21 protein-coding genes are annotated in these 23,107 nt (G+C 72.6%); 1 reads left to right on the top strand and 20 read right to left on the bottom strand.

What is annotated here, in order from left to right:
• Positions 1-28 precede the first annotated feature (28 nt).
• From ACIRU3_RS29115 to ACIRU3_RS29085, 7 genes are all read right to left on the bottom strand, one after another.
• On the bottom strand, positions 29-799 hold the full coding sequence (locus ACIRU3_RS29115) for a GvpL/GvpF family gas vesicle protein (RefSeq protein WP_404062151.1): 771 nt from the start codon (positions 797-799) through the stop codon (positions 29-31).
• Entirely contained in the window at positions 796-1,236 is a 441-nt protein-coding gene (locus tag ACIRU3_RS29110; protein WP_404062148.1) for a gas vesicle structural protein GvpA, read from the bottom strand. The genes ACIRU3_RS29115 and ACIRU3_RS29110 overlap by 4 nt, the downstream gene beginning before the upstream one ends.
• A 71-nt stretch (positions 1,237-1,307) precedes the next feature.
• Positions 1,308-1,685, bottom strand: coding sequence for a gas vesicle protein (locus ACIRU3_RS29105; protein WP_404062145.1), 378 nt, complete (start codon positions 1,683-1,685; stop codon positions 1,308-1,310).
• 31 nt (positions 1,686-1,716) lie between these two features.
• The gene (locus tag ACIRU3_RS29100; protein ID WP_404062263.1) at positions 1,717-2,463 is read right to left on the bottom strand and encodes a hypothetical protein; all 747 of its coding nucleotides are present in this window, start codon (positions 2,461-2,463) and stop codon (positions 1,717-1,719) included.
• A 263-nt stretch (positions 2,464-2,726) separates the two neighbouring features.
• Positions 2,727-4,574 (bottom strand): transketolase, encoded by a 1,848-nt coding sequence (locus ACIRU3_RS29095; RefSeq protein ID WP_404062144.1) that lies wholly within the window; start codon positions 4,572-4,574, stop codon positions 2,727-2,729.
• Entirely contained in the window at positions 4,571-5,959 is a 1,389-nt protein-coding gene (locus tag ACIRU3_RS29090; RefSeq protein WP_404062142.1) for an NAD(P)/FAD-dependent oxidoreductase, read from the bottom strand. Before ACIRU3_RS29090 ends, ACIRU3_RS29095 begins: the two co-directional genes overlap by 4 nt.
• Positions 5,960-6,049: 90 nt before the next feature.
• Entirely contained in the window at positions 6,050-6,478 is a 429-nt protein-coding gene (locus ACIRU3_RS29085; RefSeq protein ID WP_404062139.1) for a phage holin family protein, read from the bottom strand.
• A 92-nt stretch (positions 6,479-6,570) separates the two neighbouring features.
• Here ACIRU3_RS29085 and ACIRU3_RS29080 point away from each other — a divergent pair, with 92 nt between their 5' ends.
• The gene (locus ACIRU3_RS29080; protein ID WP_404062138.1) at positions 6,571-6,918 is read left to right on the top strand and encodes a VOC family protein; all 348 of its coding nucleotides are present in this window, start codon (positions 6,571-6,573) and stop codon (positions 6,916-6,918) included.
• Between the two features lie 8 nt (positions 6,919-6,926).
• Here the strand turns inward: ACIRU3_RS29080 and ACIRU3_RS29075 are convergent, their stop codons facing one another.
• The 13 genes from ACIRU3_RS29075 to ACIRU3_RS29015 form a co-directional block, all read right to left on the bottom strand.
• Positions 6,927-8,921 carry a DUF5107 domain-containing protein gene (locus tag ACIRU3_RS29075; protein WP_404062136.1) on the bottom strand — a complete coding sequence of 665 codons (1,995 nt, stop codon included), beginning with the start codon at positions 8,919-8,921 and terminating at the stop codon, positions 6,927-6,929.
• A 40-nt stretch (positions 8,922-8,961) separates the two neighbouring features.
• A complete protein-coding gene (locus ACIRU3_RS29070; protein WP_404062134.1) occupies positions 8,962-9,861 on the bottom strand; it encodes an arginase family protein in 900 nt (299 codons plus the stop codon).
• A 49-nt stretch (positions 9,862-9,910) separates the two neighbouring features.
• Positions 9,911-10,462, bottom strand: a complete 552-nt coding sequence (locus ACIRU3_RS29065; protein WP_404062132.1) for a GNAT family N-acetyltransferase — start codon at positions 10,460-10,462, stop codon at positions 9,911-9,913.
• A gap of 16 nt (positions 10,463-10,478) precedes the next feature.
• Positions 10,479-10,724, bottom strand: a complete 246-nt coding sequence (locus ACIRU3_RS29060) for a LapA family protein (RefSeq protein ID WP_404062130.1) — start codon at positions 10,722-10,724, stop codon at positions 10,479-10,481.
• 59 nt (positions 10,725-10,783) lie between these two features.
• Positions 10,784-12,565, bottom strand: a complete 1,782-nt coding sequence (locus ACIRU3_RS29055) for a CocE/NonD family hydrolase (protein WP_404062127.1) — start codon at positions 12,563-12,565, stop codon at positions 10,784-10,786.
• A gap of 130 nt (positions 12,566-12,695) precedes the next feature.
• Positions 12,696-13,619: an LD-carboxypeptidase gene (locus ACIRU3_RS29050; protein ID WP_404062125.1), complete on the bottom strand. Its 924-nt coding sequence runs from the start codon at positions 13,617-13,619 to the stop codon at positions 12,696-12,698.
• Complete coding sequence (locus ACIRU3_RS29045) at positions 13,616-15,580, bottom strand: prolyl oligopeptidase family serine peptidase (RefSeq protein ID WP_404062122.1); 1,965 nt, start codon at positions 15,578-15,580, stop codon at positions 13,616-13,618. The genes ACIRU3_RS29050 and ACIRU3_RS29045 overlap by 4 nt, the downstream gene beginning before the upstream one ends.
• Before the next feature lie 3 nt (positions 15,581-15,583).
• Positions 15,584-16,888, bottom strand: a complete 1,305-nt coding sequence (locus ACIRU3_RS29040; RefSeq protein ID WP_404062120.1) for a M20/M25/M40 family metallo-hydrolase — start codon at positions 16,886-16,888, stop codon at positions 15,584-15,586.
• Entirely contained in the window at positions 16,881-17,714 is an 834-nt protein-coding gene (locus ACIRU3_RS29035; protein ID WP_404062117.1) for a M55 family metallopeptidase, read from the bottom strand. Before ACIRU3_RS29035 ends, ACIRU3_RS29040 begins: the two co-directional genes overlap by 8 nt.
• Positions 17,715-17,771: 57 nt before the next feature.
• Entirely contained in the window at positions 17,772-19,448 is a 1,677-nt protein-coding gene (locus ACIRU3_RS29030; RefSeq protein WP_404062113.1) for an ArnT family glycosyltransferase, read from the bottom strand.
• A 16-nt stretch (positions 19,449-19,464) separates the two neighbouring features.
• Entirely contained in the window at positions 19,465-20,487 is a 1,023-nt protein-coding gene (locus ACIRU3_RS29025) for a glycoside hydrolase family 26 protein (protein WP_404062110.1), read from the bottom strand.
• On the bottom strand, positions 20,484-22,079 hold the full coding sequence (locus ACIRU3_RS29020) for a glycosyltransferase family 2 protein (RefSeq protein ID WP_404062108.1): 1,596 nt from the start codon (positions 22,077-22,079) through the stop codon (positions 20,484-20,486). The genes ACIRU3_RS29025 and ACIRU3_RS29020 overlap by 4 nt, the downstream gene beginning before the upstream one ends.
• 216 nt (positions 22,080-22,295) lie before the next feature.
• Positions 22,296-23,015 (bottom strand): class I SAM-dependent methyltransferase, encoded by a 720-nt coding sequence (locus tag ACIRU3_RS29015; protein ID WP_404062105.1) that lies wholly within the window; start codon positions 23,013-23,015, stop codon positions 22,296-22,298.
• Positions 23,016-23,107 lie beyond the last annotated feature (92 nt).

Raw genomic sequence — 23,107 nt, 5'->3', positions numbered from 1 at the left:
GTGTTCTCCTTCCGTGCGGGTCCGGCCGCTACGGCGCGCCGGTGCCGGCGCCCGCCGTGCTCTCCGCGGGCTCGGCGGGACCGGGCTCGACGAAGCTGTACGGCGGCAGCGGTCCGTTGACGCGCAGCTCCAGGTGGGCGTAGCCGGTACGGACCTGTTCGACGGCGGCCAGAAAGTACTCGGCCGTGCTCCGGTCGACGAGGTAGGACACGTTGAGGATCCAGCCGGTGGAGTCCGGGCCCACGCTCACCGCTGCGGCCGCCGGCTCCAGCAGGCTCCGTACCTTTGCGGCGTCCTCGGCCTCCCTGGCCTTGACGGCCGCCGCAACCATCTCGCCGAGGCGGATCCTGTCCTCGTAACTGCCGCCGTCCGCGAGCCGGTTGGCCTCGGCGAGGGAGCGGATCTCCGCGTACTCGGCCATCACGAGGTGCAGGACGGCATCCTCGATGTGGCTGGCCTTGACGTTGTACTCGACCTTGCCCTCCAGCTCCCGCAGCCGCTCCCGGTAGTGTTCCGCCCGCTCGGTGAGCACCTGGGTGACGGCGTCGTCGTCGAGTGCGACGGCGCCGAACCGCATGGGCAGCACGCAGCCGGCCGCGCCGGCCTCGGCGAGCACGTTCTGGTGGGCGAGCAGGTCCTTGCGCTTGGGCCGCAGGCCTTCGGGGGCCTCACTGACCAGGGCGGCCACATCGCCGGCCGTGAGGACGCGCACCGGGCGGGGCGGCTCGCCCACGCCGGCCATGTCCTCGGGGAGCGCCGGGTGCGACCGTGCCGTGATCCCGTAGACGTAGGTACTCACTCCTGCTCCTCCTTCCGGCGCGCCGTGGTCCTGCGGGCGCGCGGCCGGGGCTCGGCCTCGCCCTCCTCACGGCCCTGCTTGCCCTCACGGGCCTGCTTGAAGGCGTCGGACACGGTCTCCGCGGCGCCGGAGAGGGCGCCCTTGGACTTGCCGCGGGCGCCGGACTCGGTGATCTCACCGACCAGGTCGGGCAGCCCGGGGCTCTTCCTCGGGCCCGCTTCCAGGTCGAGCCGGTTGCACGCCTCGGCGAAGCGGAGATAGGTGTCGACGCTGGCGACGACGACCCGGACATCGATCTTCAGGATCTCGATGCCGACCAGGGAGACACGAACGAAGGCGTCGATCACGAGGCCTCGGTCGAGGACCAGCTCGAGTACGTCGTAGAGACTGCTGCCGCCGCCTCCGCCGCCGGTCTGCTGTGCAGGTACAACGGTCATGCCTGCCGTTCCCTCCTCGTGGGTGGTCGGATGCGCGGTGCGACCCGGGACGCGGGACCCGGGCGGGCGGCCTAGCGGCCGCCGGGCCTGCGAGTATCGGCCCGCCCTCGTTCGTAGCGGCGTACGCGCCGATAGCCGGTGAGCTGTCCCCGTGGGTCGAGGTCGACCCGGTAACTCGCCATCAGGCTCATCGTGTCCGGCACCCTCGGCAGTTCGAGGACCTCCACATCGAGCGCCCAGCCGTCCTCGGTCTGCTCGAAGGAGGACACCGACTCCGATGCGAATCCGGTGAGTTCGGCGAGTTGGGCGCGCGCCTGGCGCAGCACCTCCATGGGCGCCGGCCGGTCGTCCACCGCATCCGACTGTGAGTTTGCTTGCTTTCTGTGTGAATTCTGGGCTTCTTGTGAACTTTGTGACTGGGGTGTGTTCTTTGTGTTCAACGTGGCCACCTCACTCTGCGAGTGGCCCCTCCTCCCCCGGTCAAACCTTCGGGCACGATCGGCCACCACCGGCGACGGTCGGCGACGTCGGACCGCGATCAGCCCTGCAGGTCCGCGAGCCCGCGCCGGGCGGGTCCGCGGGCGCGGCCTCGGCTCGGCGGATCGGCCCACCGGCCGGTGCGGGTCTGGTAGACGGCGTCGGCGAGGGTCCAGCGGCGGGCGTGGACGCCGGTATCGTCCACCTGCTCCCAGGTGAGCGGCACGGCGACGGGGCACCGGGCAGGGCGCGGACGGCGTAGGGGGCGACGGCCGTCTGCTCTTGGGCGTCGCGCCGCACGTCGAGGCAGAGGCGGTCGCCGCGCTCCCGCTTGCGGGCAGCGGTGGTGAGCCGGTCCGGGTGCGCGGCCTGCGCGAACTCGGCGACGTCGTGGGCGAATCGGCGCACCTCGTCGAAGTCGAGGCGTCCGTCGAGGGGGACCACGGGGTGGAGTCCGCGCGAGCCGGCCGTCATCGGCGCGGCGGGCAGGCCAAGTTGGTCCAGCAGCTCGTGGAGCCATCCGGCGGCCTGCCGGACGGCGGCGAAGTCGTCTCCGGGAGGGGCGAGGTCGAAGACCAGCCGGTCGGGATGGCCGAGGCCGCCGGCCCGGCCGGTGCGCGAGAGCCGGCGGTGCGGGGTGAGGCAGGCCTGGTCGGCGAGAGGGAGCAGGGCGGCGGTGTCGTCGCCCACGACGTGCCACCGTGCCGCCCTCCTTGGCGACCTCGGCCCGGGTGATCCGGCCCGGGTGATCCGGCCCGGGTAGTGGTCCCGGGATGTTCTTCTGCATGAAGCGGGGGCCGTCGAGGCCGTCCGGGTGGCGCTCCGGCATCAGCGGACGGCCCCGCGGATGCGGCAGCATGTACCGGGCCACGGACCGGTAGCAGTCGGCTGGGTCGCCCTTGGTGCACTCCTTCGCCTCCCCGAGCCCGGGAAGAGGATATTCCCGGGCCGCTGGCTGGCCACCGTACGGTGGCCCGCCCGTATCGTCCGCACCCCGTCGCCGGGGTCCTGGCTCATCGCACGACCGCCTCCTCGACCAGCAGCTTCGCCGCGGCCGCGATGCCCGCGGCGTCGATGCCGGCCGCGTGCAGCTGTTCGTCGGGCGCGGCCGAGCCGGGCATGGTGCGCACCGCGAGCCGGACCAGCCGGGGCACGGGCCGCCCGTCGCCGAACGCCTCCGCGACGGCGTCGCCGAGGCCGCCCTCCTGGTGGTGGTCCTCGACGGTCACCAGACAGCCGGTCTCCTCGGCGGCCCGGCGCAGGGTCTCCCCGTCGACGGGCTTGACCGAGTACAGGTCGATCACCCGCACCTGGATGCCGTCCGCGGCGAGCCGGTCGGCGGCGGCGAGCGCCTCGTGCACGGTGACCCCGGCCGCGACGATCGTCAGCCGGTCCCGGTCGCTCGAGCGCAGCACCTTGCTGCCGCCGACCGGGAACTCTTCCTCCGGGCCGTAGATGACCGGGCTCTTGCCGCGCGAGGTGCGCAGATAGCGGATGCCGTCGAGGCCGGCCATCTCCACGACCAGCCTGGCGGTCTGGTTGGCGTCGCACGGGTACAGCACGGTCGCGCCGTACAGGGCCCGGAACATCGCCAGGTCCTCCAGGCCCATCTGCGAGGGCCCGTCCTGCCCGATCGCCACACCCGCGTGCGAGCCGACCAGGTTGATCCCGGAGCCGCTGATCGAGGCCATGCGCACGAAGTCGTGGGCGCGGGTGAGGAACGCGGCGAACGTGGCGGCGAACGGCACCCAGCCGCGTGCCGCCATACCGACGGCCGAGGCGACGAGCTGCTGCTCGGCGATGTAGCACTCGAAGAAGCGGTCGGGGTGCTCCTTGGCGAACGCCTCGGTACGGGTGGAGTCGCCGACCTCGCCGTCCAGGGCGACGACGTCGCCGCGGGCGGTGCCGAGCGCGGCGAGGGCCTTGCCGAAGGCGTCCCGGGTGGCGACCTCGTCCCCCTTGTCGTAGTGCGGCAGTCGGAGGACCTCGGTGGTCAGCGAGCGGAGCATCGCGGCGGCGGGCGGCTCGCCGACGCGGACGTGCAGCTCGCGCGGTCCACCGAGTTCGGCGATGGCCTCCTCGGGCTCGGGCAGCGGCTTGCCGTGCATGCCCTCCCGGTCCTCGACCGAGGCGACGCCCTTGCCCTTGAGGGTACGGGCCAGGATCACCGTGGGCTGCCCGGTCGTCGACAGCGCCTCCCCGTACGCCCGGTCGATCTCCTCCACGTCGTGTCCGTCGATCGCGATCGCGTGCCAGCCGAAGGCCCGGAAGCGGCGGGCGTAGGCGTCCAGATCGTGGCCGTGCCGGGTCGGGCCGCGCTGGCCGAGCCGGTTGACGTCCACGATCGCCGTGAGGTTGTCCAGGTGCTCGTACGCGGCGTGTTCGGCGGCCTCCCACACCGACCCCTCGGCCAGCTCGCTGTCCCCGCACAGCACCCACACGCGGTAGTCGACGCGGTCCAGGCGCTTTCCGGCGAGCGCGATGCCGACGCCGACCGGCAGGCCCTGGCCGAGCGAGCCGGTGGCCGTCTCGACCCAGGGCAGGCGGCGCGGGGTCGGGTGCCCTTCGAGGCGGCTGCCGAGCTTGCGGAAGGTGAGCAGTTCCCCGTCCTCGATGACACCGGCCGCCTTGTAGGCGGCGTAGAGCAGGGGTGAGGCGTGTCCCTTGGACAGGACGAAGCGGTCGTTGGCGGGGTGCTCGGGGCGCTCGAAGTCGTAGCGGAGACGGCCGGCGAGCAGAACGGCCATCAGGTCGGCGGCGGACATCGAGGAGGTGGGATGCCCGGAGCCGGCCGCGGCGGCGGCCCGCACGCTGTCCACGCGCAGCTGCTGGCCGAGTTCGGCGAGTTCGGCGGTGTTCATGAGTCTCCTTCGGGGGGTTTGCGGGGAGAGGTCTGCTGCTTGCCGGGCTGCCGCTCGGCGGGCTCGGCCGTGCCCTCGGGGCCGCCCGGCGCCCGGGCCGGCTCCGGCGAAGCCTCGTCCAGGGGGACCGCCCAGGACCGCACGAGGCCCAGCTGGACGGCCTGGCGCGGGAGGACGGCCTCCAGGAGCCAGTCGGCGGCGACGCGGACCCGGTTCCCGGGCAGTGCGGCCAGGTGGTAGCCGCGGGTGACGGCACCGGCCGGCAGGCCGGACAGCGGGACACCGAGCGGGTTGGCGGCGGCCCGGACGCCTCCGAGGTCGACGGCGAATCCCAGGTCACGGTGGCGGTAGGCGCGCCGGCGCCGGCCGAGACCGAGCGAGGCGGCCACGTTCTCTCCGGCCACCCGGCCCTGTCGCCAGGCGTGCTGGGCCGTCATCGGCGTGAACCTGCCGGGACGGTCCAGATCGGGTACCGCCGCCGCGTCGCCGCAGGCGAACACGTCGGCGCGGCCCGGCACCTGGAGGTAGGGGTCGACGATCACCCGGCCCTGCTCCAGCGGCAGCCCGACGGCCTCGACCAGCGGATCCGGCCGGACCCCGACGCACCACACCAGAGTCCGCGTCTCGACGAACTCGCCGTCGGTCAGCAGCACCCCGTCATGAGTGGCCGCCTTCACGGAGGTCCCCGTCCGGACGTCGACGCCCCGCGACCGCAGCACTTTGCCGGCCGTGCGGGAGAGCCGCTCGTCCAGCTCCGGCAGCACCCGCGGTGCGACATCCAGCAGCATCCAGCGCGGCCGCCCGGCCCCCGCCGGATCCCGGCGCACGAGGCTGTCGGTGAGCATCTGCATCTGTGCGGCCACCTCGGTGCCGGTGTATCCGGCGCCGACCACGACGAACGTGCGCCGGGCGGCGCGGTCGCGCGCGTCCTCGGCGGTGGCGGCGAGTTCCACCTGCCGGGTGACGTGGTCGCGCAGATACAGCGCCTCGGGCAGCGTGCGGAACCCGTGCGCGTGCTCGGCCACACCGGGGATCGGCAACAGCTTGTTGACGCTGCCGACGGCCAGCACCAGCCGCTCGTAGCCGAGGGACGCGGTGGTGCCCTCGGGGTCCGTGTAGTGGACGGAGCGGCCGTCGAGGTCGATGCGGCCCGCCTCGCCGAGCACCAGCCGCACCCCGCGCAGGGTGCCGGGCAGCGACACGGTGACCCTGCGGGCCTCCAGGATCCCGGCGGCCACCTGGGGCAGCAGGGGCAGATACAGGAAGTAGTCGGTCGGGTTGAGCAGCGTGATACGGGCACGGCCCCGGGTCACACGGGCGAGGGTGCGTGCGGCCCGGTACCCGGCGAAACCGGCGCCGACGATCACGACGCGTGGTCGACTCACGGTGTGCCTCCGGCGGTGTGGCTCCTCCGAGGCATTCCGCGTAACCGGGGCCGGGCCACCCAAACGCCGCTCACCTCACCCGGACGCCGGTCAGGCCCGGTGGTGCGGGCCCCCGGGGTCGAGGTCCGGTCGGACCGGGGGCTCGGACGGCATCGGCGGGTAGGGCATGCCGAGTCCGCCGGGCGGGGCGCCGCCCGCGACATGACCCGCGGCGGAGTCATGGGGATGCTTCGGGTGGGCGGCGCCGCGCAGCAGGTAGGCGAGGACGCCCAGGATCGCCGCGGTGATCAGCGCGGCGGCCCAGCCGGGCAGGGCGGCCGCCAGGCCGAGGCCCAGGGCGAGGGCGAGCGCGCCGCCCGCGTACAGGGCGACGGCACCCGAGGCGGCGTAGAGCATGGCCGTGCGGCGCTGCTTGCGGGACTGCTCGCGCAGTTCGTCGCGCACCGTCTCGCGTGCCACCTGTGCCAGCTCTTCGACGAGGTGCTTGTCCAGATGTTCCAGGTGATCCATGCGGTCCATGGACTCCGGGTACCCGACGGACACGATGCGTAACGGCGTCGGCCAGGGCCATGGCATGTGCGGGCCCGGCGGCCCCAACTAGGCTCGTCCGCATGGACATCCTGGGCGCCTCACTGCGTATTTGTGTCGACGACCTCGAAGCCGCGGTCACCTTCTACGAGCAGCTCGCGGGCGGCAGAGCGCTCCGGTTCGAACGCGGCGGCGTCCAGGTGGCCGCGATCGGCTCCTTCCTGCTGATGAGCGGCCCCGAGGCCGAGCTGGATCTGCTGCGCAAGGTTACGGCCACGATCGCCGTGCAGGACGTGGACGAGGCCCATCGGCTGCTCACGGACCTGGGCGCCCGGATCATCGCGGGCCCGGTGCCGACGCCGGCGGGCCGGAACCTGCTCGCGATGCACCCGGACGGTTCGGTCTTCGAGTACGCCGACCAGAACGGCTGAGCTGCCGCTCAGGGCGTCTCCGGGCGCATCCGGAAGTCGTAGCGCGCGGGCAGGGGATCGTCGGTCAGCCGGGCCCACAGCCGGCCGATGACCTCCGTGCCCTCCCGCAGGTCCGCGACCTCGAAGCCGGCGTCGAAGACGGCCCGGGCCGCGGCGCCCCTCCCCTCGGCGAGCAACAGCTCGGCCTCCAGCAGCCGGAACCGGCCCCGCAGGCGGACGGCGGGCAGCAACCCGTCCCACACGGCTCGCGCGTCCGCCGTCCGCCGGGCCCTGAGCAGCGCCTCCAGGGCCTCCCGGCCGAGCGCGGCCACGGCGGCCGTCCAGGACTCGCCGTCGTCGCGCCGTTCGCCGCACAGGTCCTCGAAGGCCTCGGCGTACCGTTCGGCGGCCCGCTCGTGGTGACCGGACTCCTGGTCGGCGACGGCCAGGCAGCGCAGCAGGGGCCACAGGGACGGGGCGAGCGGGAGGGCACGTTCCCAGCTGCGGACGGCCTGGGCGCGGTCGCCGGCGTGCCACTGGGCGACGCCGAGGTGGTACTCGGTGTGCGGCGTGGCGGGCGCGGTCTCCAGCATGTCCCGCCAGTGCGGGGCGACCAGGGTCTCGCCGGGCGGGCGGACCCGGCGCGGCTCCGGCAGGGAGCCGGTGCGCACCAGCTCCAGCCAGGGCGCCTGGGCCTCGCCGAGGGTGGACTCGGCGAACGGTGTGCCGGGCAGCTTCCAGTCGGCGCGCAGTGCTTCGAGCGCGCCCCAGCCGGAGCCGGCGGCGAGGATCTCGACAGGTTCGGTGTCGGCGTACGGCCTCCAGGCCGCGTGCGCTTCCTCGACACGGGCGCGCGGCAGCACCGCGTCGAGCCGCTCCTCGGCGCTCTGGACGAGCGCCGTCCACTCCCCCTCGCCGGGTGCGTCGAGCGGGCCGTACGCCTCCAGCCAGGAGACCTCGCTCCCCGGGTCCAGCCGGACGTGCTCCAGCTGGGTGCGGGCGAGTCCCGCCTGGATCTCGCAGTAGCCGCCGGTGCCGGGCTCGGTCAGCCACTGCTGCCAGCGCCGGCCGCCGGGCCCGCTGCCCCACACGAACAGCTTGCGGCCGCGCAGCACGTCGGTGGAGGTCTGCACCAGGCCGTGCCCGTCCGCGTCCAGCGCGGCGATCCAGCGGCGCCGGCCGTCGGGCACCTCGTAGAAGTAGTCGGCGGCGTAGGCGCTGTTGAGGGGGCGGGTGCGGTCGATGCCGTCGTACGAGGGCACGGGCACCTGGCGCAGGCGGCGCTCGTGGCCGAACTGCCAGGCCTCCCCTGCGGGGGCGAGGATCCGGCGGTCCTCGGGTACGGCGATGTTGGACCACCAGTAGGTGGGCACCGGGCGCTCGTGCGGGTTGCGGATCCGGACACCGACGTGGAGGAAGTCGGAGCCCTCCGGGAGCCACAGGTCGACCTGGAAGGGCAGGTCGCGCAGCCGCTCCCATTCCCACAGGCGCAGCATCTCTCCGCCGTCGGGGGCGGGGACGCGGGCCGCGTGCAGGGGTGCGCAGGAGAGGGTGGTGTGGCCGGTGGCGCCGATGTTCCATTCGATGCCGCCGGAGTACCAGGCGCCGTTGAGGGCGAAGTCGGCGGGCTGGAACACCGGGTTGCGGTAGAGGAGTTCGCGTCCCGTGGGCAAGTGGACCAGGGACGCGATCCGGCCGCCGAGGCCGGGCAGGACGGTGGCGCGCAGCCGGTCGTTCTCGATCACCAGCGTGTCGAGGGTGCCGGGCTCGCGGTCTCTGCCGTATCCGTCACGCACCCGCACCGGGAGCAGGCTGCGCAGCGGCTCGTACCCGAGCTGGCGGGCCATGTCCCGGGGCATCTCGTCGCGTTCCCGGTCGTCGATGCGGTGGTCCCCCACTGCCTCAAGAACGTGGGCGGTACCCCCATCGTCGAGCGGGCGGAGCGGGGGCAGCGGGTTGTCGGGTCCCAACTGCGCGGCGGGCAGGGTCAGTACCTCACGTCGGATCCTGGTCACGATGGCCATGGAACCCGGCGTGCGGTGACTCGGCCAGGGGCGCTGCCGGTCAGGATTGCGCAAAGGCGTCCACGACCACGTCGGCGAGCAGCGCGCCGGCGGTGCCGTCCGGGTCGAGGTCGGGGTCGTAGATGGTGACGTTGAACCCGGCGCAGCGCTCCGAGGCGAGCAACGGGCGCAGCAGCTCGACCAGTTCGGCGGGGTGCAGGCCGTCCGGGTCGGGGCTGTCGACCGCGGGCATGACGGACGGGTCGAGGACGTCCGCGTCCAGGTGCACCCAGAAGCCGTCGGTGCCGGGCGCCTCGAAGGTCTGTGCGGTGGCGCGGGCGAGGGCGTCGGCGCCCTGTTCGCGGATGTCCCCGACGGTGACCACGGGCATCTTCAGCGCGGCGAGTTCGGCCCGGTCCTCCTCGAAGCAGTCGCGGATGCCGAAGAACCGCACGTCCTCGTCGCGCAGGTAGGGCCGGAGCCCCTCCAGGTCGGTCAGGTCGCGCTGCCCGCGCCCGGTGGCCAGCGCGACCTCCTCGCCGCCCGCCGCGCCGATCCGGTCGGAGTTGCCCGCGTGCCGGAAGTCGTGCGACGCGTCGATCGCGGCCAGCCCGTACCGGCCGAGGCGGCGCAGGGCGAGCGAGGCTCCGAGCTGGATGGAGCAGTCGCCGCCGAGGACGACGGGGAAGTCACCGGCGCGGACGTGGTGTTCGATGCGGTCGGCGAGTTTGCCGGTGTAGGCGGCGAGCGCTGCGGCGTTGAAGACGCCGTCGCCCTCCTGCCAGTCGCCCAGGTCGTAGCGCGGGGGCACGACCACTCCGCCCTCCCGGGCCCGCAGCCGCTCCACTATGCCCTGTTCACGCAGGGCTCCGGCCAGCTTGTAGCAGCCGGGTACGGTGCCCGGGGCGGGCGGGCGCAGGCCCAGGTTGGAGGGGGCATCGAGTACGACGAGAGTCCGCATGCCGTCCATCCTCACCGAAGAAACGATCATCTGGAAGGACCGGGAAGGATCAGCCGCCGGAGCGCATCTCCACGGTCAGCGCCCAGCGTTCGTGGTCGCGCCAGGCGCCGTCGATGAAGATCATTGCGGGCGAGAAACCCTCCAGCCGGAAACCGGCGCCCCGCGCCATCGCGACGGAAGGGACGTTGTCGGGCTGTGCGTTGATCTCCAGCCGGTGCAGTCCCAGCGGCCCGAACGCGTACCGGATCACCAGCTCCAGGCCCTCGCGCATCAGTCCCCGGCCGGCCGCGTGCACGAAGGCGCCGTAGCCGAGCGCGCCGCACTGGAAGCCGCCCCGGACGATGTTGTTGATGTTGATGAACCCGGCGATCTCCCCGGAGGCCTTCTCGCACACGAGGAACCCGGCCCTGGCCGGATCCTCTATGAGCGGCCCGGCGTAGGCGGCGTAGCCCTCGTCGGTGTCCGGCGGGAACAGCCACGGCCGGTGCAGATCCTTGCTCTCCCTGGCCCGGGCGGTGAACTCGGGACCGTCCTCGAGGGTGAAGGGACGGATCCCCGCGCGGGGGCCTTCGGCGAGGAAGCGGGATGCGGTGTTCGGCATCCGGCCAGCGTACGCGTCACCGGTCGCGGCGCTTCATGGCCCAGGCCCCGCACAGCGCCCCGATGAGTCCGGTGGCGAGCAGGGCCGTCCACAGCGGCATGGTGACCTCGGGGCCCAGCAGGCGGATCCTGGTGGCGCGGGTGTTCTCGAAGACGAGGACCAGCGCGAGGAGGGCGAGGGCCGGCACGGCGATCCGGGCGGGGATCGTCAGCCCGCCCTTGCCGCCGGTGGCGGGGTCGCCGTCCGAGGTCTTCGGGCTCATGCGACCAGGCTGGGGCCGGGGGCGCCGGCCCGCACGGCGGGTGGCGCCCTCCGGGTGACTCATCCGCCGAGCACCGGCAGCTCCAGCACGCCCGTGTCGCCGGGCGCGCTGACCACGGTGACCGGTTTGATCCCCCGGTTGCCGTAGTACGCGTCGTCGCTCGCCGCGATCACGAACCGCAGCCGGTGCCCCTTGTCGTACCGGTGCACGATGCCCGGCAGGGTCACGGTGAAGCCCTTGGTCACATCGGGTACGCGGACCGGCGCGACCAGCCGGTGCACCAGCGTCCTGGTGCCGTCGGGCGCGATGTCGTACAGCTTGGCGAACAGGACGAGCTTGTCGGCCGCGTCGCCGGAGTTCTGGGTCCGCTCGGCCGTAGGCGAGACGACCTGCAGGGTGGCCCGGGGAGCACCGACGACATCCGTGGTGCGAGCCAGGGGCTCGCTGGTCCAGCCCAGAAAGGTGCCGTCCATGTCGTACGGCGCCGGGTCCGGCAGCCCGATGACCCCGGTGAGGGAGCTCTCCGAATGGCTGGTGGAGACCGGCCCGTTGCGGTAGGTACGGCTGCCCCGCGCGACCTTCTTGCGGTTGTCGACGAGCTTGCCGTCGCCGGAGAGGTAGAGCTTCTCGGTGAGGGCGGGAAGGCGGCCCGCCGTGGCGTAGGCGCTGTCGGGGCCGGTGATCCAGTCGCGGTAGTAGGCGAAGGCCGGTCCGGTGTCGACGTCCTGGCGCCCCCGGAGGTAGCGGTCGAACCAGGCGAGGATCCGCTTCCCCACGTAGCTGGTCTCCAGGTTGCCCTGAGCGAGATCGAGTTCACCGGCGGCCGGGTCGGTGATGCCGCCGCTGTGGCCCCAGGACTGCCAGATCATCTTGGTGGTCGTGCCCCGGTCCTTGAGCGTCTTGTACGTCGCCGTCGCCTCGTTGAGGTTGAAGAGACTGTCGGCCTGCCCCTGGACCAGCAGGGTCGGCGCCTCGACCCGGCTCAGATACGAGACCGGGGAGACGCTGCGCGCGTAGGCGAGCAGCTCGGCGGTGGCGTCGGCCGGGAAGCTGCCGGAGTTGAGGGTGCGGACGGTGTCGCAGGCCTTGGCGACGAAGTGCAGGCAGGCGAGGGAATTGATCCGGGACGGGTCGAGGTTCGGTACGGTCAGCGGCTGGCTCTCGCCCATGAGGTAGAAGCCGTTGGCCCACTGCCACTTGAAGGCGCCCGGGACGGTCCCGGCGGTGTTGTTCGGGTCCAGCGAGTAGACCAGGTCGTTCCAGGTGATCAAGGGCACGAGCGCGTCGACGCGGTGGTCGACAGCGGCCGTCGCCAGCTGGATCGCACCTCCGTAGGATCCGCCCACCATGCCCACGCGTGGGTCGCCGGCGGAGTCGAGGGTGACGAAGTCGGCCCTGGTCCCGTCGTCGGCGGCCCGCTTTCCGCCCAGGAAGTCGATGAGCCGGGAGGCGGCCCTGCCGTCGATGGCCGGATCGTCGAGCGAGATGAGGCAGCCGGACTTGCCGAAGCCCAGTCCGGAGTAGATGAGGGAGACGTAGCCGCGCTCGGCGAAAGCCTTGCCGATGGCGTCGGTCGAACCGTCGGACTTGCTCCCGCCGAAGCCGTTCGTGGCCAGCACGGCGGGCGCGGGGCGGGAACTGTCCACGCCCCCGGGGCGGTACAGGTCGGCATCGACCGTGCAGGTGCGACCGCCCGCCTGGACGGTGAACCTCAGCGCGGTGACGCTGTACGGGCCGCTCGCGGCCGCGGGAGCGGCGAGCGCGAGGGGTGCGGTGAGTGCGAGGGGTGCGGTGAGCGCGGCACCCAGGGCGAGAGCGAGCGTGGCTCGGGATCGGGACACGGAGACCTCCACACTGAGGCAACGCGAATACCGGCCGGTAGGTACCGGCCGGCCCTCATGTTGTGACACGTGTCAGATCACGGTCAATCCAGCTGCGTGTGCTTTCTTGACGGAGATTCAGCAGGGAACGTCAGCGCAGGGCGGGCTCGTCCAGGGTCAACGTGCCCGCGTCCGCGTCGAGTTCGGCCGCGACTCCGAAGGGGATGGTCAACGCGCCCTCGCAGTGTCCGAACCCGAACTCCCCGGCGACGGGTACACCGAGCGCACCGAGGCGGTCGGCGAGCATGGACCGCACCCGTTCGTAGGGATCGCACTGCTGCCAGGAGCCGAGCAGCACCCCGCGCACCCCCTCCAGCCAGCCCGCTCGCAGCAGTTGGGTGAGGTAGCGGTCCAGCCGGTACGTCTCCTCGCCCACGTCCTCCAGACACAGCAGTCCGCCGCTCGCCGAGGGGCGGGCGTGCGGGGCGCCGCGCTCCGTGGCGAGCAGGCTCAGACAGCCGCCGAGGGTGACGCCTCGTGCCCGGCCGGGCACCAGGGCGGTGCCGCCGGAGGCGATGGTGCGGACGGTCTCCGGGGCGAAGAGCGTCGCCCTCAGGTGCTCCTGGGCCCGTTCGTTCTTGATGAAGTCGATGCCGGCCGCCATCGGCCCGTGCAGGGTGGCGAGCCCGAGGCGGGTGGCGAAGGCCTCGTGCAGGACCGTGAGGTCGCTGAAGCCGACGAACACCTTCGGCCCGGCCGCGCGCATCGCCTCCCAGTCGAGCAGGTCGATCATCCGCTGCACGCCGTAGCCGCCGCGGGCGCACAGGACCGCGTCCACCGCCGGGTCGCACCAGGCGTCGTGGAAGTCGGCGGCGCGGTCGGCGTCCGCGCCCGCCAGGTAGGGGAACTCCCCGTGCCGGTCCAGCACATGGGGTGCCACCACCGGGTCGAGGTCCCAGCCGCGCAGCACGTCGAGTCCCGCCCGCAGTCGTTCCTCGGGCACCGGCCCGCTGGTGGCCACCACGGCCACGCGCGCCCCGGGGGTCAGCCGGGCCGGTCGTACCAGTTCTCTCACGTGCGCAACTCCAGCTCCGGGACACCGGAGGCGTCCAACTCGAACACCTGGGCGTACAGGGACAGCTCGGCCTCCAGGGCGCGCACCATGGTCTCGGCGCGCCGGAATCCGTGTCCCTCCCCCGCGAAGGTGAGGTAGGCGTGCGGCACGCCCCGGCCGTCGACCCGGGCGAGGAAGCGTTCGCACTGGGCGGGCGGGCAGATCACGTCGTCCAGGCCCTGGAGCAGCAGGAAGGGCGCGGTGAGCCGGTCGGCGTGCATGGTGGGCGACCGCTCGGCGTACCGGGCGGGTGCCTCGGCGGGCGGGCCGACCAGCGAGTGCAGATAGTGCGACTCGAAGTCGTGGGTCTCCCCCGGGCCCCAGGTGCCCAGGTCGAGGACGGGGTAGATGATCGTGCCGCAGGCGTAGACATCGGTCGTGGTCAGGGAGGCGGCGGTGGTCCAGCCGCCCGCGCTGCCGCCACGGATGGCGAGCCGGTTCCGGTCGGCGGTGCCCTCCTCGGCGAGCGCGAGGGCGACGGCCGCGCAGTCCTCGACGTCGACCACGCCCCACTGCTCGCGCAGCCGTTCGCGGTAGGCGCGGCCGTACCCGGTGGAGCCCCCGTAGTTGACCTCGGCGACCCCGATGCCGCGCGAGGTGAAGTAGGCGATCTCCAGGTCCAGCACCAGCGGCACCCGGCCGGTGGGCCCGCCGTGCGCCCAGATGACGTACGGCGGCAGCTCGCCGTCGAGGGCGGTGCGGCCGGGACTGTGCGGCGGGTAGACGTAGGCGTGCACCTCGCGGCCGGCGGGGCCGGTGAAGGTGCGGATCTGCGGCTCGGGGTAGTAGGCCGGGTCGACGGGATCCCGGTGCCGGGCGCCGATCGCCCGGGCACGTCCGCTCCTGGTGTCCAGCTCGACCACCTCGTACGCGGTGCGCGGGCCGGCGCCGACCGAGACGACCCGTTCGCCGTGTGCGGCGAGGCTGGGCGCGAACTCGGTCCACGGCCCGGCGGCGTCGACGACCTCGCCGGATTCCGGATCCAGTATGCCGAGCACGGCCGACCCGCGACCGTGCAGCACCGCGATCAGCCCGTTGTCCAGCGGCGCGAACCAGCGCAGGCCGACCTTCCACAGCGGTCCGGCGAACTCCTCCTCGCGGGGGCACAGGGGGGTGCCGTCCCGGTAGAGGTTCCACCAGCCGGTGCGGTCGCTCGCGTACAGCAGACGGCCGTCCGTGGACCACTCCACCTGCGCGACGGACTCCTCGGGACCGCCGGCGACCGTGTGGACCGCGTGCAGTACGCCGTCGTCACCGATCTCGCCGACCAGCAGCTCGGTGCCCTCCCACGGCATCCGCGGATGGTCCCAGGTGAGCCAGGCCGCCCGGCGGCCGTCGGGGTCGAGGCGGGGGCCGGTGACGAACCGGTGCCGGTCGTCGGTGAGTTCGCGTACGGCGGCCCGGTCCTCGGCGGCCGAGCCGTCCAGCGGTACGGCGGCCAGAACGCGCCGCACGTCGCCCAGTCCGTCCCCGGTGAACTCCTCCAGTACGCACCACACTTCACCGCGGGCGAGGTCCACCTGCGGTTCGGCCCAGCGCAGCCCGCCACCCACCGGGGAGACGGGGGTCAGCGGGCGCGGCTCGCCGCCGGGCTCGTACCGGTACAGCCGCTGGTCGGCGAAGTGCGTGAACACCACCAGGGGGCCGCCGTCCCGCATCACCCCGGTCCAGGGCCGGCCGCCGTACTCGACGACCCGGCTGCGCACGTTCCACGGTGCGGGCAGCACCGGCTCCTCCGTGCCGTCGGCCGACCGCCGTACCAGCGCCCGGCGGCCGCCCTCGGCGGGCCGGGGCTCGGTCCACCAGACCTCGTCCCCGACGAACCCCACCCATTCCGGCTGCCCGTCGTGCGCGGCGGCCAGTGCCGCGTCGACCGGCGAGGGCCAGGAGCCGTACGCCTGCTTCAGCACTTCCTCCCCCATCGCCTAGGCCGTCCGCAGGAAACGGTCGAGCACCCGGACGCCGAAGTGGAGCGCCTCGACCGGGACACGCTCGTCCACGCCGTGGAACAGCGCCTGGTAGTCGAGGTCCTCGGGCAGCTTCAGCGGCGCGAAGCCGTAGCCGGTGATGCCGAGCCGCGAGAACTGCTTGGCGTCGGTGCCGCCGGACATGCAGTACGGCACCACGTGCCCCTCGGGCGCGAACTCCTGTACGGCCGCGCTCATCTTCGCGAAGGTCGGCGAGTCCACGGGCGCCTGCAGGGCGACCTCCCGGTGGTGGAACTCCCAGTCCACGTCCGGCCCGGTGAGCCGGTCGAGGGTGGTGCGGAACTCTTCCTCGCCGCCCGGCAGATAGCGTCCGTCCACATAGGCGACCGCCTCGCCGGGGATCACGTTCAGCTTGTAGCCGGCGTCCAGCATGGTCGGGTTGGCGCTGTTGCGTACGGTCGCCTCGACCAGCTTGGCGGCCGGGCCGAGCTTCTCCAGCAGCCCGTCCACATCCGAGAAGTCCGGTTCGACGCCGTACAGGGCGGCGAGATCGGCGAGCGCGGCCCGTACGGTCGGGGTGAGCCTGAGCGGCCACTCGTGCTCGCCGATGCGGGTGACGGCGGCGGCCAGCCGGGTCACCGCGTTCTCCTTGTTCACCTTGGAGCCGTGTCCGGCCCGGCCGCGCGCGGTGAGCTTCAGCCAGCCGGTGCCGCGCTCCCCCGCGGCGATCGGGTAGATCTGCCGCCCGGTGCCGTCGTGGAAGGTGAAGGCACCGGACTCGCTGACGCCCTCCGTGCAGCCCTCGAACAGCTCCGGATGCCGGTCGGCCAGGAACCCGGAGCCGTCCTCGGCGCTGGCCTCCTCGTCGGCGGTGAACGCGATCACGAGATCGCGGCGGGGCCGCACGCCCTGCCGGGCCCAGGAGCGGACGACCGCGAGGATCATCGCGTCCATGTTCTTCATGTCGACGGCGCCGCGTCCCCACACGATGCCGTCGCGGATCTCACCGGAGAACGGGTGCACGGTCCAGTCGGCGGCCTCGGCCGGCACCACGTCCAGGTGGCCGTGCACGAGCAGGGCGTCGGCGGAGGGGTCGGTGCCGGCGATCCGGGCGACGACGTTGGTCCGCCCCGGCGTCCGCTCCAGCAGCAGGGGTTCCAGGCCGGCCCCGGCCAGCCGCTCGGCGGCGTACTCGGCGGCGGGCCGCTCCTGGCAGTCGCCGCCGCCCCGGTTGGTGGTGTCGATCCGGATCAGGCCGGAGGTGAACTCGACGACCTCGTCCAGTGCCTGCTCGTCAGCCATACTGCTCCTCCACTGCGGCCGAGACGATCGTGGTGACCGCCTTGAAGGTACGGATTCCCTCGTACATGGTGTCGCTGGTGTACGCCACCTTCCGCTCACCGATGCGGGCGACGCCCGGGACGACGGTGGCGGCCATCGCCAGGTGCTCGGCGTCGAACTCGACGGCGACGGTGAACGGCCCGCCCTGCGCGGGTTCGCGGCGGACCGCGAGCCGTGCGGCCTCCTTGGCCGCCGCGCGGATGTCGGCGGCGGTCCGGGCCGGGGTGCGACACACCGCCGCATACCGGGACACATGGTCCTTGACCGCGACCTTCAGCGCCTCCGGCGCGTACCCGAGCGCGTCCTCGCAGGCCAGGTCGTCGCCGGTGACCAGCACGACCGGTACGCCGTACTCCGCGACCACGTGTGCGTTGAGCAGACCCTCGCTCGCGCGGACGTCGTTCACCCACACCCCGGTGATCTGGTTCGCGAGATAGGTGTGGGCGAGGACGCCCTCCATGCCGGCACCCGCGTGATAGCCGACGAACGCGATGCCGTCCACGTCGCCGTGCTGCACGCCCTCCACCATGGACAGCGCCTTGTGCCGCCCGGTGAGCATCTCGACCCGCTCGTCGAGCCGCTCCAGGAGCAGGTTGCGCATGGTCCAGTGGGCCTCGTTGACGAGCACCTGATCGGCGCCGCCGTCGAAGAAGCCGAGCACGGCGGCGTTCACGTCCGACGTGAACATCGACCGGCAGCGCTCCCACTGCGGCGTTCCCGGGAGTACGTCCGCCGGCCAGGTGACACCGGTCGCACCCTCCATGTCCGCACTGATCAGGATCTTCATGCTGGGCACGTTACGCGTCCTGGCCGGGGCAGGCTACGACGGGGCTGCTCCGCGGCGTCAGGGCCGGCCGTCGCTCTGCCTGACCCAGATCTCGAAGTGCCCGCCGCCCGTGGACGTGCGGTACGGCAGCGAACCGGTCAGGCGGTAGCGTCCGCTGGTGCGCATCTCCTGGCGCACCGCCTCCTCGACCGCGGGCAGGCCGCCGGAGTAGTCCAGGACCACGCCGTCGAAGTAGCCGTCGCGGACGGCCGCGCGATAGCCGGGGATGCCCGACAGACGGCGGCCGTCGTGGGTCTTGTAGTCGATGAAGAAGAAGGACACCCAGTCCTGATAGGAGCTGCGGCGCTCGCGGCTGAGGTAGTACACCGGGCCCTCCTTCGGATCGCCCAGCCAGTGCTGCCCCGGACGCGCCGTGTAGGCCAGCTGCGGGATCAGATAGCGAGTGTCCGGCCAGCTGCCGAAGTAGGCGGCGGACTGGCTCAGGCCGAGGGTGAGCGCGACGACCCCGATGGCGATGCCCCACTGCGGGAACTTGAAGTGGGCGCCCATCAGCCGGGTCACCCCGACGCCCGCCATGGGCGCGGCGAAGAACAGCCCGAAGCCGATGTGCTTCTGCAGGGACGTCTCGGTCTGCAGATGGATCTGGTAGGCGGGCGCGAGCAGCGCGGTACCGGTGAGCAGCACGCCCAGGCAGGTGCGCCAGCGCCGGCCCGGGACGGCCCGCCGCCACCCGGGGATCTCGCTCAGCCGGGCGGTGCGGGCGTAGGTGACCGTGCCGACCAGGGCGACGGCGACCAGCAGCCCCGCCCAGCGGCTGGTGTCGTGCAGGATCTGCCAGGCGGGCGTGTCCCCGTGGGCGCGTGCCGTGGTGGTGCTCTGGATCGCCGTCAGATAGCCGCTGGCGGCAAGGCCGCCGACCAGCGCGGCGACGGTGGCCACGGAGAAGACCGTGCCGCGCAGCAGGGCACGGCGCACATGGTGATGCCGGTACGCGGCCAGCACGTACAGCAGCACCAGGGTGGGCAGGAACAGCGCGGAGGCGTACTTCACGGCGACCGCGAGTGCGGCGACCAGCCCGACGGGCGTGGCCAGGATCCAGTGCCGCGGTGCGATCACCACCAGGAGCCACGCGGTCAGGGCCAGCAGACAGACGGCCATGGCGTCGTAGGTGGCGAAATGACCGAGGAAGAGCGTCGGCATCGAGACGGCGAACAGCGCGCCGGCGCACAGCCCCGCGCGCTCGTTGAACAGCCGCCGGGTCAGCCCGTACAGACAGGCCGTGGCCGTCAGCATGAACAGCAGGCTGAGCGCGCGGACCCCTTCGAGGCCGAGGACGGAGTCCACGGCGGCCGCCAGCACGGGGTACAGGACGGGCGCGCCGGAGAAGTAGGTGTCGAAGCCGCCGTAGTCGGGGGCTCCGTAGAAGAGGTGGCCGATCTCCACGTGTCCGGCGTAGACGTAGAGCGCTTCGTCCTCGAAGGCGGAGTTGGCCAGCCGCAGCGACAGCGCGGCCTGGACGAGCAGGATCACGGCGAGCAGCGCGAGGCCGACCGCGCGGCGGCGCCGCCCGGTGTCGGCGGCCCAGCCCATCCGGGCGGGCGGCGGCAGCGTCCAGCCGGGCAGCGGCTGCTCGACGAAGGAGAAGCCGGGGTCGGCCTCCGCCGGTGGCGGCGGCAGGACCCGCAGTTGCAGGGTCTCTTCGTGCACCGGCCGGAACGGCTCCGTGTGGGTCATCGTGGCTTCTGTCTGTCTACTTCAGGGCGGCGAAGTCGAGGTCGTAGCGGTGGTTCTTGGCTGCCGCGCGGAACGCGGCGAGCGTCTCGGGACTGCTGTCGACCCGCCAGTCCGTCTCCTTGTTCAGGTCGAACCAGATGAAGCCCACGATGTCGCTGCGGCCGGCGACGGTCTTCAGCAGTTCGGTGATCTGCGCGCTCTTGCGCACATTGGGCTGGGACCCCGTCTCGGCCAGCAGGAAGGGGCGCTCGGTGAAGGTCCTGATCTGCCGGAAGGTGGGCCCGAAGAGGCTCTGGAAGTCCTGGGCGCCGGTGCGCGCGTAGTAGCCGACGACGCCGACCCAGTCGACGTAGCCGTCGCCCGGGTAGTAGGGCCTCAGGGCCACCTGGGGCACCGGATTGATGACGTTCGGGCTCCAGACCCAGATGACCGTGGAGACGCCCTCGTCCTGGAAGACGTCGTGCACATGGCGCCAGGCCCTGACGAACTGCGCGGCGGTCGCGTCCTTGGTGCCCCACGGGTACCAGGCGCCGTTCATCTCGTGGGCCAGGCTCATCGCGACGGGCACGTTCAGAGCGCGCAGCGTCCGGGCCGTGCTGACGATGTAGGCGTCCTGGCTGCCGTCGGCGATCTGGGCGAGCGTGGCCTTGTGCGGTTCCCAGGCGATGTACGGCAGCTGGCCGTTCTCCCACACGGCCCGGGTCTGGTCGGCCTGCGGTTCGTCGCCCCAGCCGAGGTAGTACTCCAGCATCGTCGGGGTGCGCCCGACCTGGGAGGCGTAGCGCTGGACGGGACCGAGGTCCTTGGGGACGCCGTCGAAAGTGGCGCCGAAGTACTTGTTCCTCGGGTGCAGGAGCGGGGTGACGTCGTAGGGCTGCGCGGGCGCGTACGTCGTGCCGCCGCCGGGCAGCGTCGCGGCCGGCTGGGCCCCGTCGCCACCGGCACCGATGGGCGCCGGGCCGGAGTCGGCGCAGCCCGCCAGGCAGACGATCGCGGTGAACAGGGCGGCCAGCAGCCGGGCGAGGGCGGTCGCCTTCACTCGGTCACCTCCCTCGGCTGGATCAGCACACGGGTGACGGCCACCGCGTAGAACAGGCCGGATGCCAGCATCAGCGCGAAGTTCTCCGGGTGAGCGCCGTTCATCCGCCACACGGAGAGGGCCGGCCACAGTACGGCGGTGGGGGCGCTCCACAGCCACATCCCACCCCAGAAGCGGCGGGTCTTGTTCTTCTTCGCGCCGCTGGATCCGGTGGGCTGCCAGCCCATGGGGCGGCGGCGTACCACGTCCCAGATGGCGAAGACGTGCGCCCATCCGTACATCACCCGTGTCGCCCAGGCCTCCAGCCGGTAGGGGTTGCGGTGCCACAGGGGGTAGACCACGGTCAGGTACAGCACGCTGGGCAGGACCATCCAGTAGTTGGTGGCCTGCAGCTGGTCGGGATAGCGCACCAGCAGGGTCAGCGCGATGAGCGGGGTGACGAAGGTGAGCAGGGCCGTTTCGATGTAGTAGATGAAGCCGGAGATGTAGCAGAGACGGCTGGCGAAGCGCATGCGCACCTGCCAGAAGTCGCGCAGGCTGCCGAGCATGCTCATCGAGGCCATGCACCAGCGGTACTGCTGGTTGTAGTAGGCGCCGACGGTGTCCGGGCACATCCCGGTGGACAGCGCGAGCGGTACATAGCGCAGGTCCCAGCCGCGGGCGCGCAGGTCGAAGCCGGTGTGCATGTCCTCGGAGTGCTCGATGAGGCTGGTGCCGCCGATCTCGTCCAGGGCGGCGCGCCGGTAGACCGCGCAGGAACCGACGCAGATCGAGCCGTCGCTGCGCTGCCGGGAGACCTGCACCGAGCGGTAGAACAGCTCCTGGACGGCGCCGCCGCCCCGCTCGATCCAGTTCTGCTGGTCCAGGACCCGGAAGAACTGCGGGGACTGGACGATGGCGCAGCGCGGGTCGGCGTCCAGGTAGGGCATCAGCTCGTGCAGCAGGTCGGCGCGCGGCACGAAGTCGGCGTCCAGAATGAGGACCGCCTCGCCGGAGGAGTTCTCGAAGCCGTGGCGGAGGTTGCCGGCCTTCTTGAACCAGCCCCGGTTGGGCCGGACCAGGTGGCGGAAGCCGAAGTCGGCGGCCATGGCGGCCGCCTCCGCGCTGTCCCCGTCGTCCAGCACCAGGACGTCGACCTCACCGGGGTAGGTGTCGGCCAGGATCCGCACATGGCGCCAGGTGTTGTGCAGCACCTCGATCGGCTCGCCGCAGACCGGCAGGAAGACGTCGACGCTCGGGAAGTGCTGCGGCTGCCAGCGGCGGACCAGGCGGCGGTGGGCCCTGAGGTCGAAGCTGGGGGCGAACGCCTCCAGCCGCATGGATATGAGGAAGCCGACGACGGCCAGCAGCAGAGAGGGCGCGAACACCCAGATCCATGCGCCGTGCCGGGCGGTGTCGACCTGGCTGAGCAGCACACAGACGAAACCGAGGAGGGAGCTTGACGTCAGCACCCAGGTGTGGCGCTTGACGTAGCTGTACTTCTCCCGTTCGTCGGGCGGCGTGGGCAGCAGCCCCTGGGGGGCCTGCTGGCGCCCGGAGCGCGGAGCACGCCGCCGCCCTCGGCTGCGTACTTCCGCCGTACGGACGGTCACGGCTGAGGGCCCCCCTCTACACCTTCGTGTGAATAAGCGAGGGGAATGCTATAGGACGGATCTTCACTGGATGAACACGACTACGTCACGGGTGGACCCTTGGACTCCGGCCACCGTCACGGGGGGATCCGGCCCGGCGGACCGCGCGCCGCGCGGGAGGGCGGCCACTGCGCCCGCCCGCCCCGCGCCGCACGGCGATCCGGTGTCCGGAGGCGCCTACTTGCCGGCCAGTACGAACCAGCGTGCCGGAAGGTCGATGCGGGTGCCGTCCGCGAGGTGCTCGGTCTGCGGCAGGGCGGTCTCGCCGTCGGCGAGCACCTCAAGACCGGCCTCGCCGAGCAGCCGCGGGATCTCCTCGTCGTCGGCGTCGGCGGGCTTGAGGCCGTGGTGGAAGACCCGCTGGAGCTTGGGCCCCGGGCCGTCGGGCTGGGTCGCCGCGTGTTTGAGGACGTCCCGTGAGCCGGAGGTGAGTTCGACCACGAACGCCCGCCCCTCGGTGCCGATGATCTTGGCGACCGCGGCGGCCACCGCGGCGCGTGCGTCCGGTTCGCTCTGGTGGATGACGGCCCGCATGTAGACGTGGCTGTCGCCGAGCCGCTCGTGCAGGGACCGTACGGCGCCGGTGTCGGTCAGATCGAGCTGCTGGAACTCGACGGGGTGACCGTCCGCGGCGCGGCGGGCGTGCTCGACGGCGGCGTGCGAGAGGTCGACGCCGACGGCGCGGGCGAACCGGGTGGCGAGGTAGCGGGTCTGGGTGCCGTTGCCGCAGCCGAGGTCGACGATGGCGCGTGCCGTGTCCGCGAACGGCAGGAAAAGCTCGCTGTGCGGTTCGGCGGTGAGGGAGGGAGCGGAGTCCCAGATCGCCTCGCCCGCCTCGTCGGAGGTTTCCCGCCAGTAACTCTCCCACGCGTTGCGGTAGTTGTCCGATACGTTCATCGCGCTCTCCCCACGGTCGGTTCCGTGATCGGAATATCGCGAGGGCCGCGCGCGGGGCAAGGGGCGGGAGGTCACGTTCACTGGATGTGTGG

The organism is Streptomyces sp. NPDC101151 (assembly GCF_044768335.1).
Lineage (GTDB): Bacteria > Actinomycetota > Actinomycetes > Streptomycetales > Streptomycetaceae > Streptomyces.
The sequence above is the reverse complement of the archived record's forward strand: the minus strand, read 5'-3'. Positions and strand labels throughout refer to the sequence as shown.

What these genes read in the sequence shown, in the direction of transcription:
- ACIRU3_RS29095 (WP_404062144.1), bottom strand. Translation starts at nt 4,574, where the DNA reads ATGAACACCGCCGAACTCGCCGAACTCGGCCAGCAGCTGCGCGTGGAC.
- ACIRU3_RS29065 (WP_404062132.1), bottom strand. Translation starts at nt 10,462, where the DNA reads ATGCCGAACACCGCATCCCGCTTCCTCGCCGAAGGCCCCCGCGCGGGG.
- ACIRU3_RS29085 (WP_404062139.1), bottom strand. Translation starts at nt 6,478, where the DNA reads ATGGACCGCATGGATCACCTGGAACATCTGGACAAGCACCTCGTCGAA.
- ACIRU3_RS29015 (WP_404062105.1), bottom strand. Translation starts at nt 23,015, where the DNA reads ATGAACGTATCGGACAACTACCGCAACGCGTGGGAGAGTTACTGGCGG.
- ACIRU3_RS29080 (WP_404062138.1), top strand. Translation starts at nt 6,571, where the DNA reads ATGGACATCCTGGGCGCCTCACTGCGTATTTGTGTCGACGACCTCGAA.
- ACIRU3_RS29060 (WP_404062130.1), bottom strand. Translation starts at nt 10,724, where the DNA reads ATGAGCCCGAAGACCTCGGACGGCGACCCCGCCACCGGCGGCAAGGGC.
- ACIRU3_RS29070 (WP_404062134.1), bottom strand. Translation starts at nt 9,861, where the DNA reads ATGCGGACTCTCGTCGTACTCGATGCCCCCTCCAACCTGGGCCTGCGC.
- ACIRU3_RS29110 (WP_404062148.1), bottom strand. Translation starts at nt 1,236, where the DNA reads ATGACCGTTGTACCTGCACAGCAGACCGGCGGCGGAGGCGGCGGCAGC.
- ACIRU3_RS29030 (WP_404062113.1), bottom strand. Translation starts at nt 19,448, where the DNA reads ATGACCCACACGGAGCCGTTCCGGCCGGTGCACGAAGAGACCCTGCAA.
- ACIRU3_RS29075 (WP_404062136.1), bottom strand. Translation starts at nt 8,921, where the DNA reads ATGGCCATCGTGACCAGGATCCGACGTGAGGTACTGACCCTGCCCGCC.
- ACIRU3_RS29035 (WP_404062117.1), bottom strand. Translation starts at nt 17,714, where the DNA reads ATGAAGATCCTGATCAGTGCGGACATGGAGGGTGCGACCGGTGTCACC.
- ACIRU3_RS29040 (WP_404062120.1), bottom strand. Translation starts at nt 16,888, where the DNA reads ATGGCTGACGAGCAGGCACTGGACGAGGTCGTCGAGTTCACCTCCGGC.
- ACIRU3_RS29045 (WP_404062122.1), bottom strand. Translation starts at nt 15,580, where the DNA reads ATGGGGGAGGAAGTGCTGAAGCAGGCGTACGGCTCCTGGCCCTCGCCG.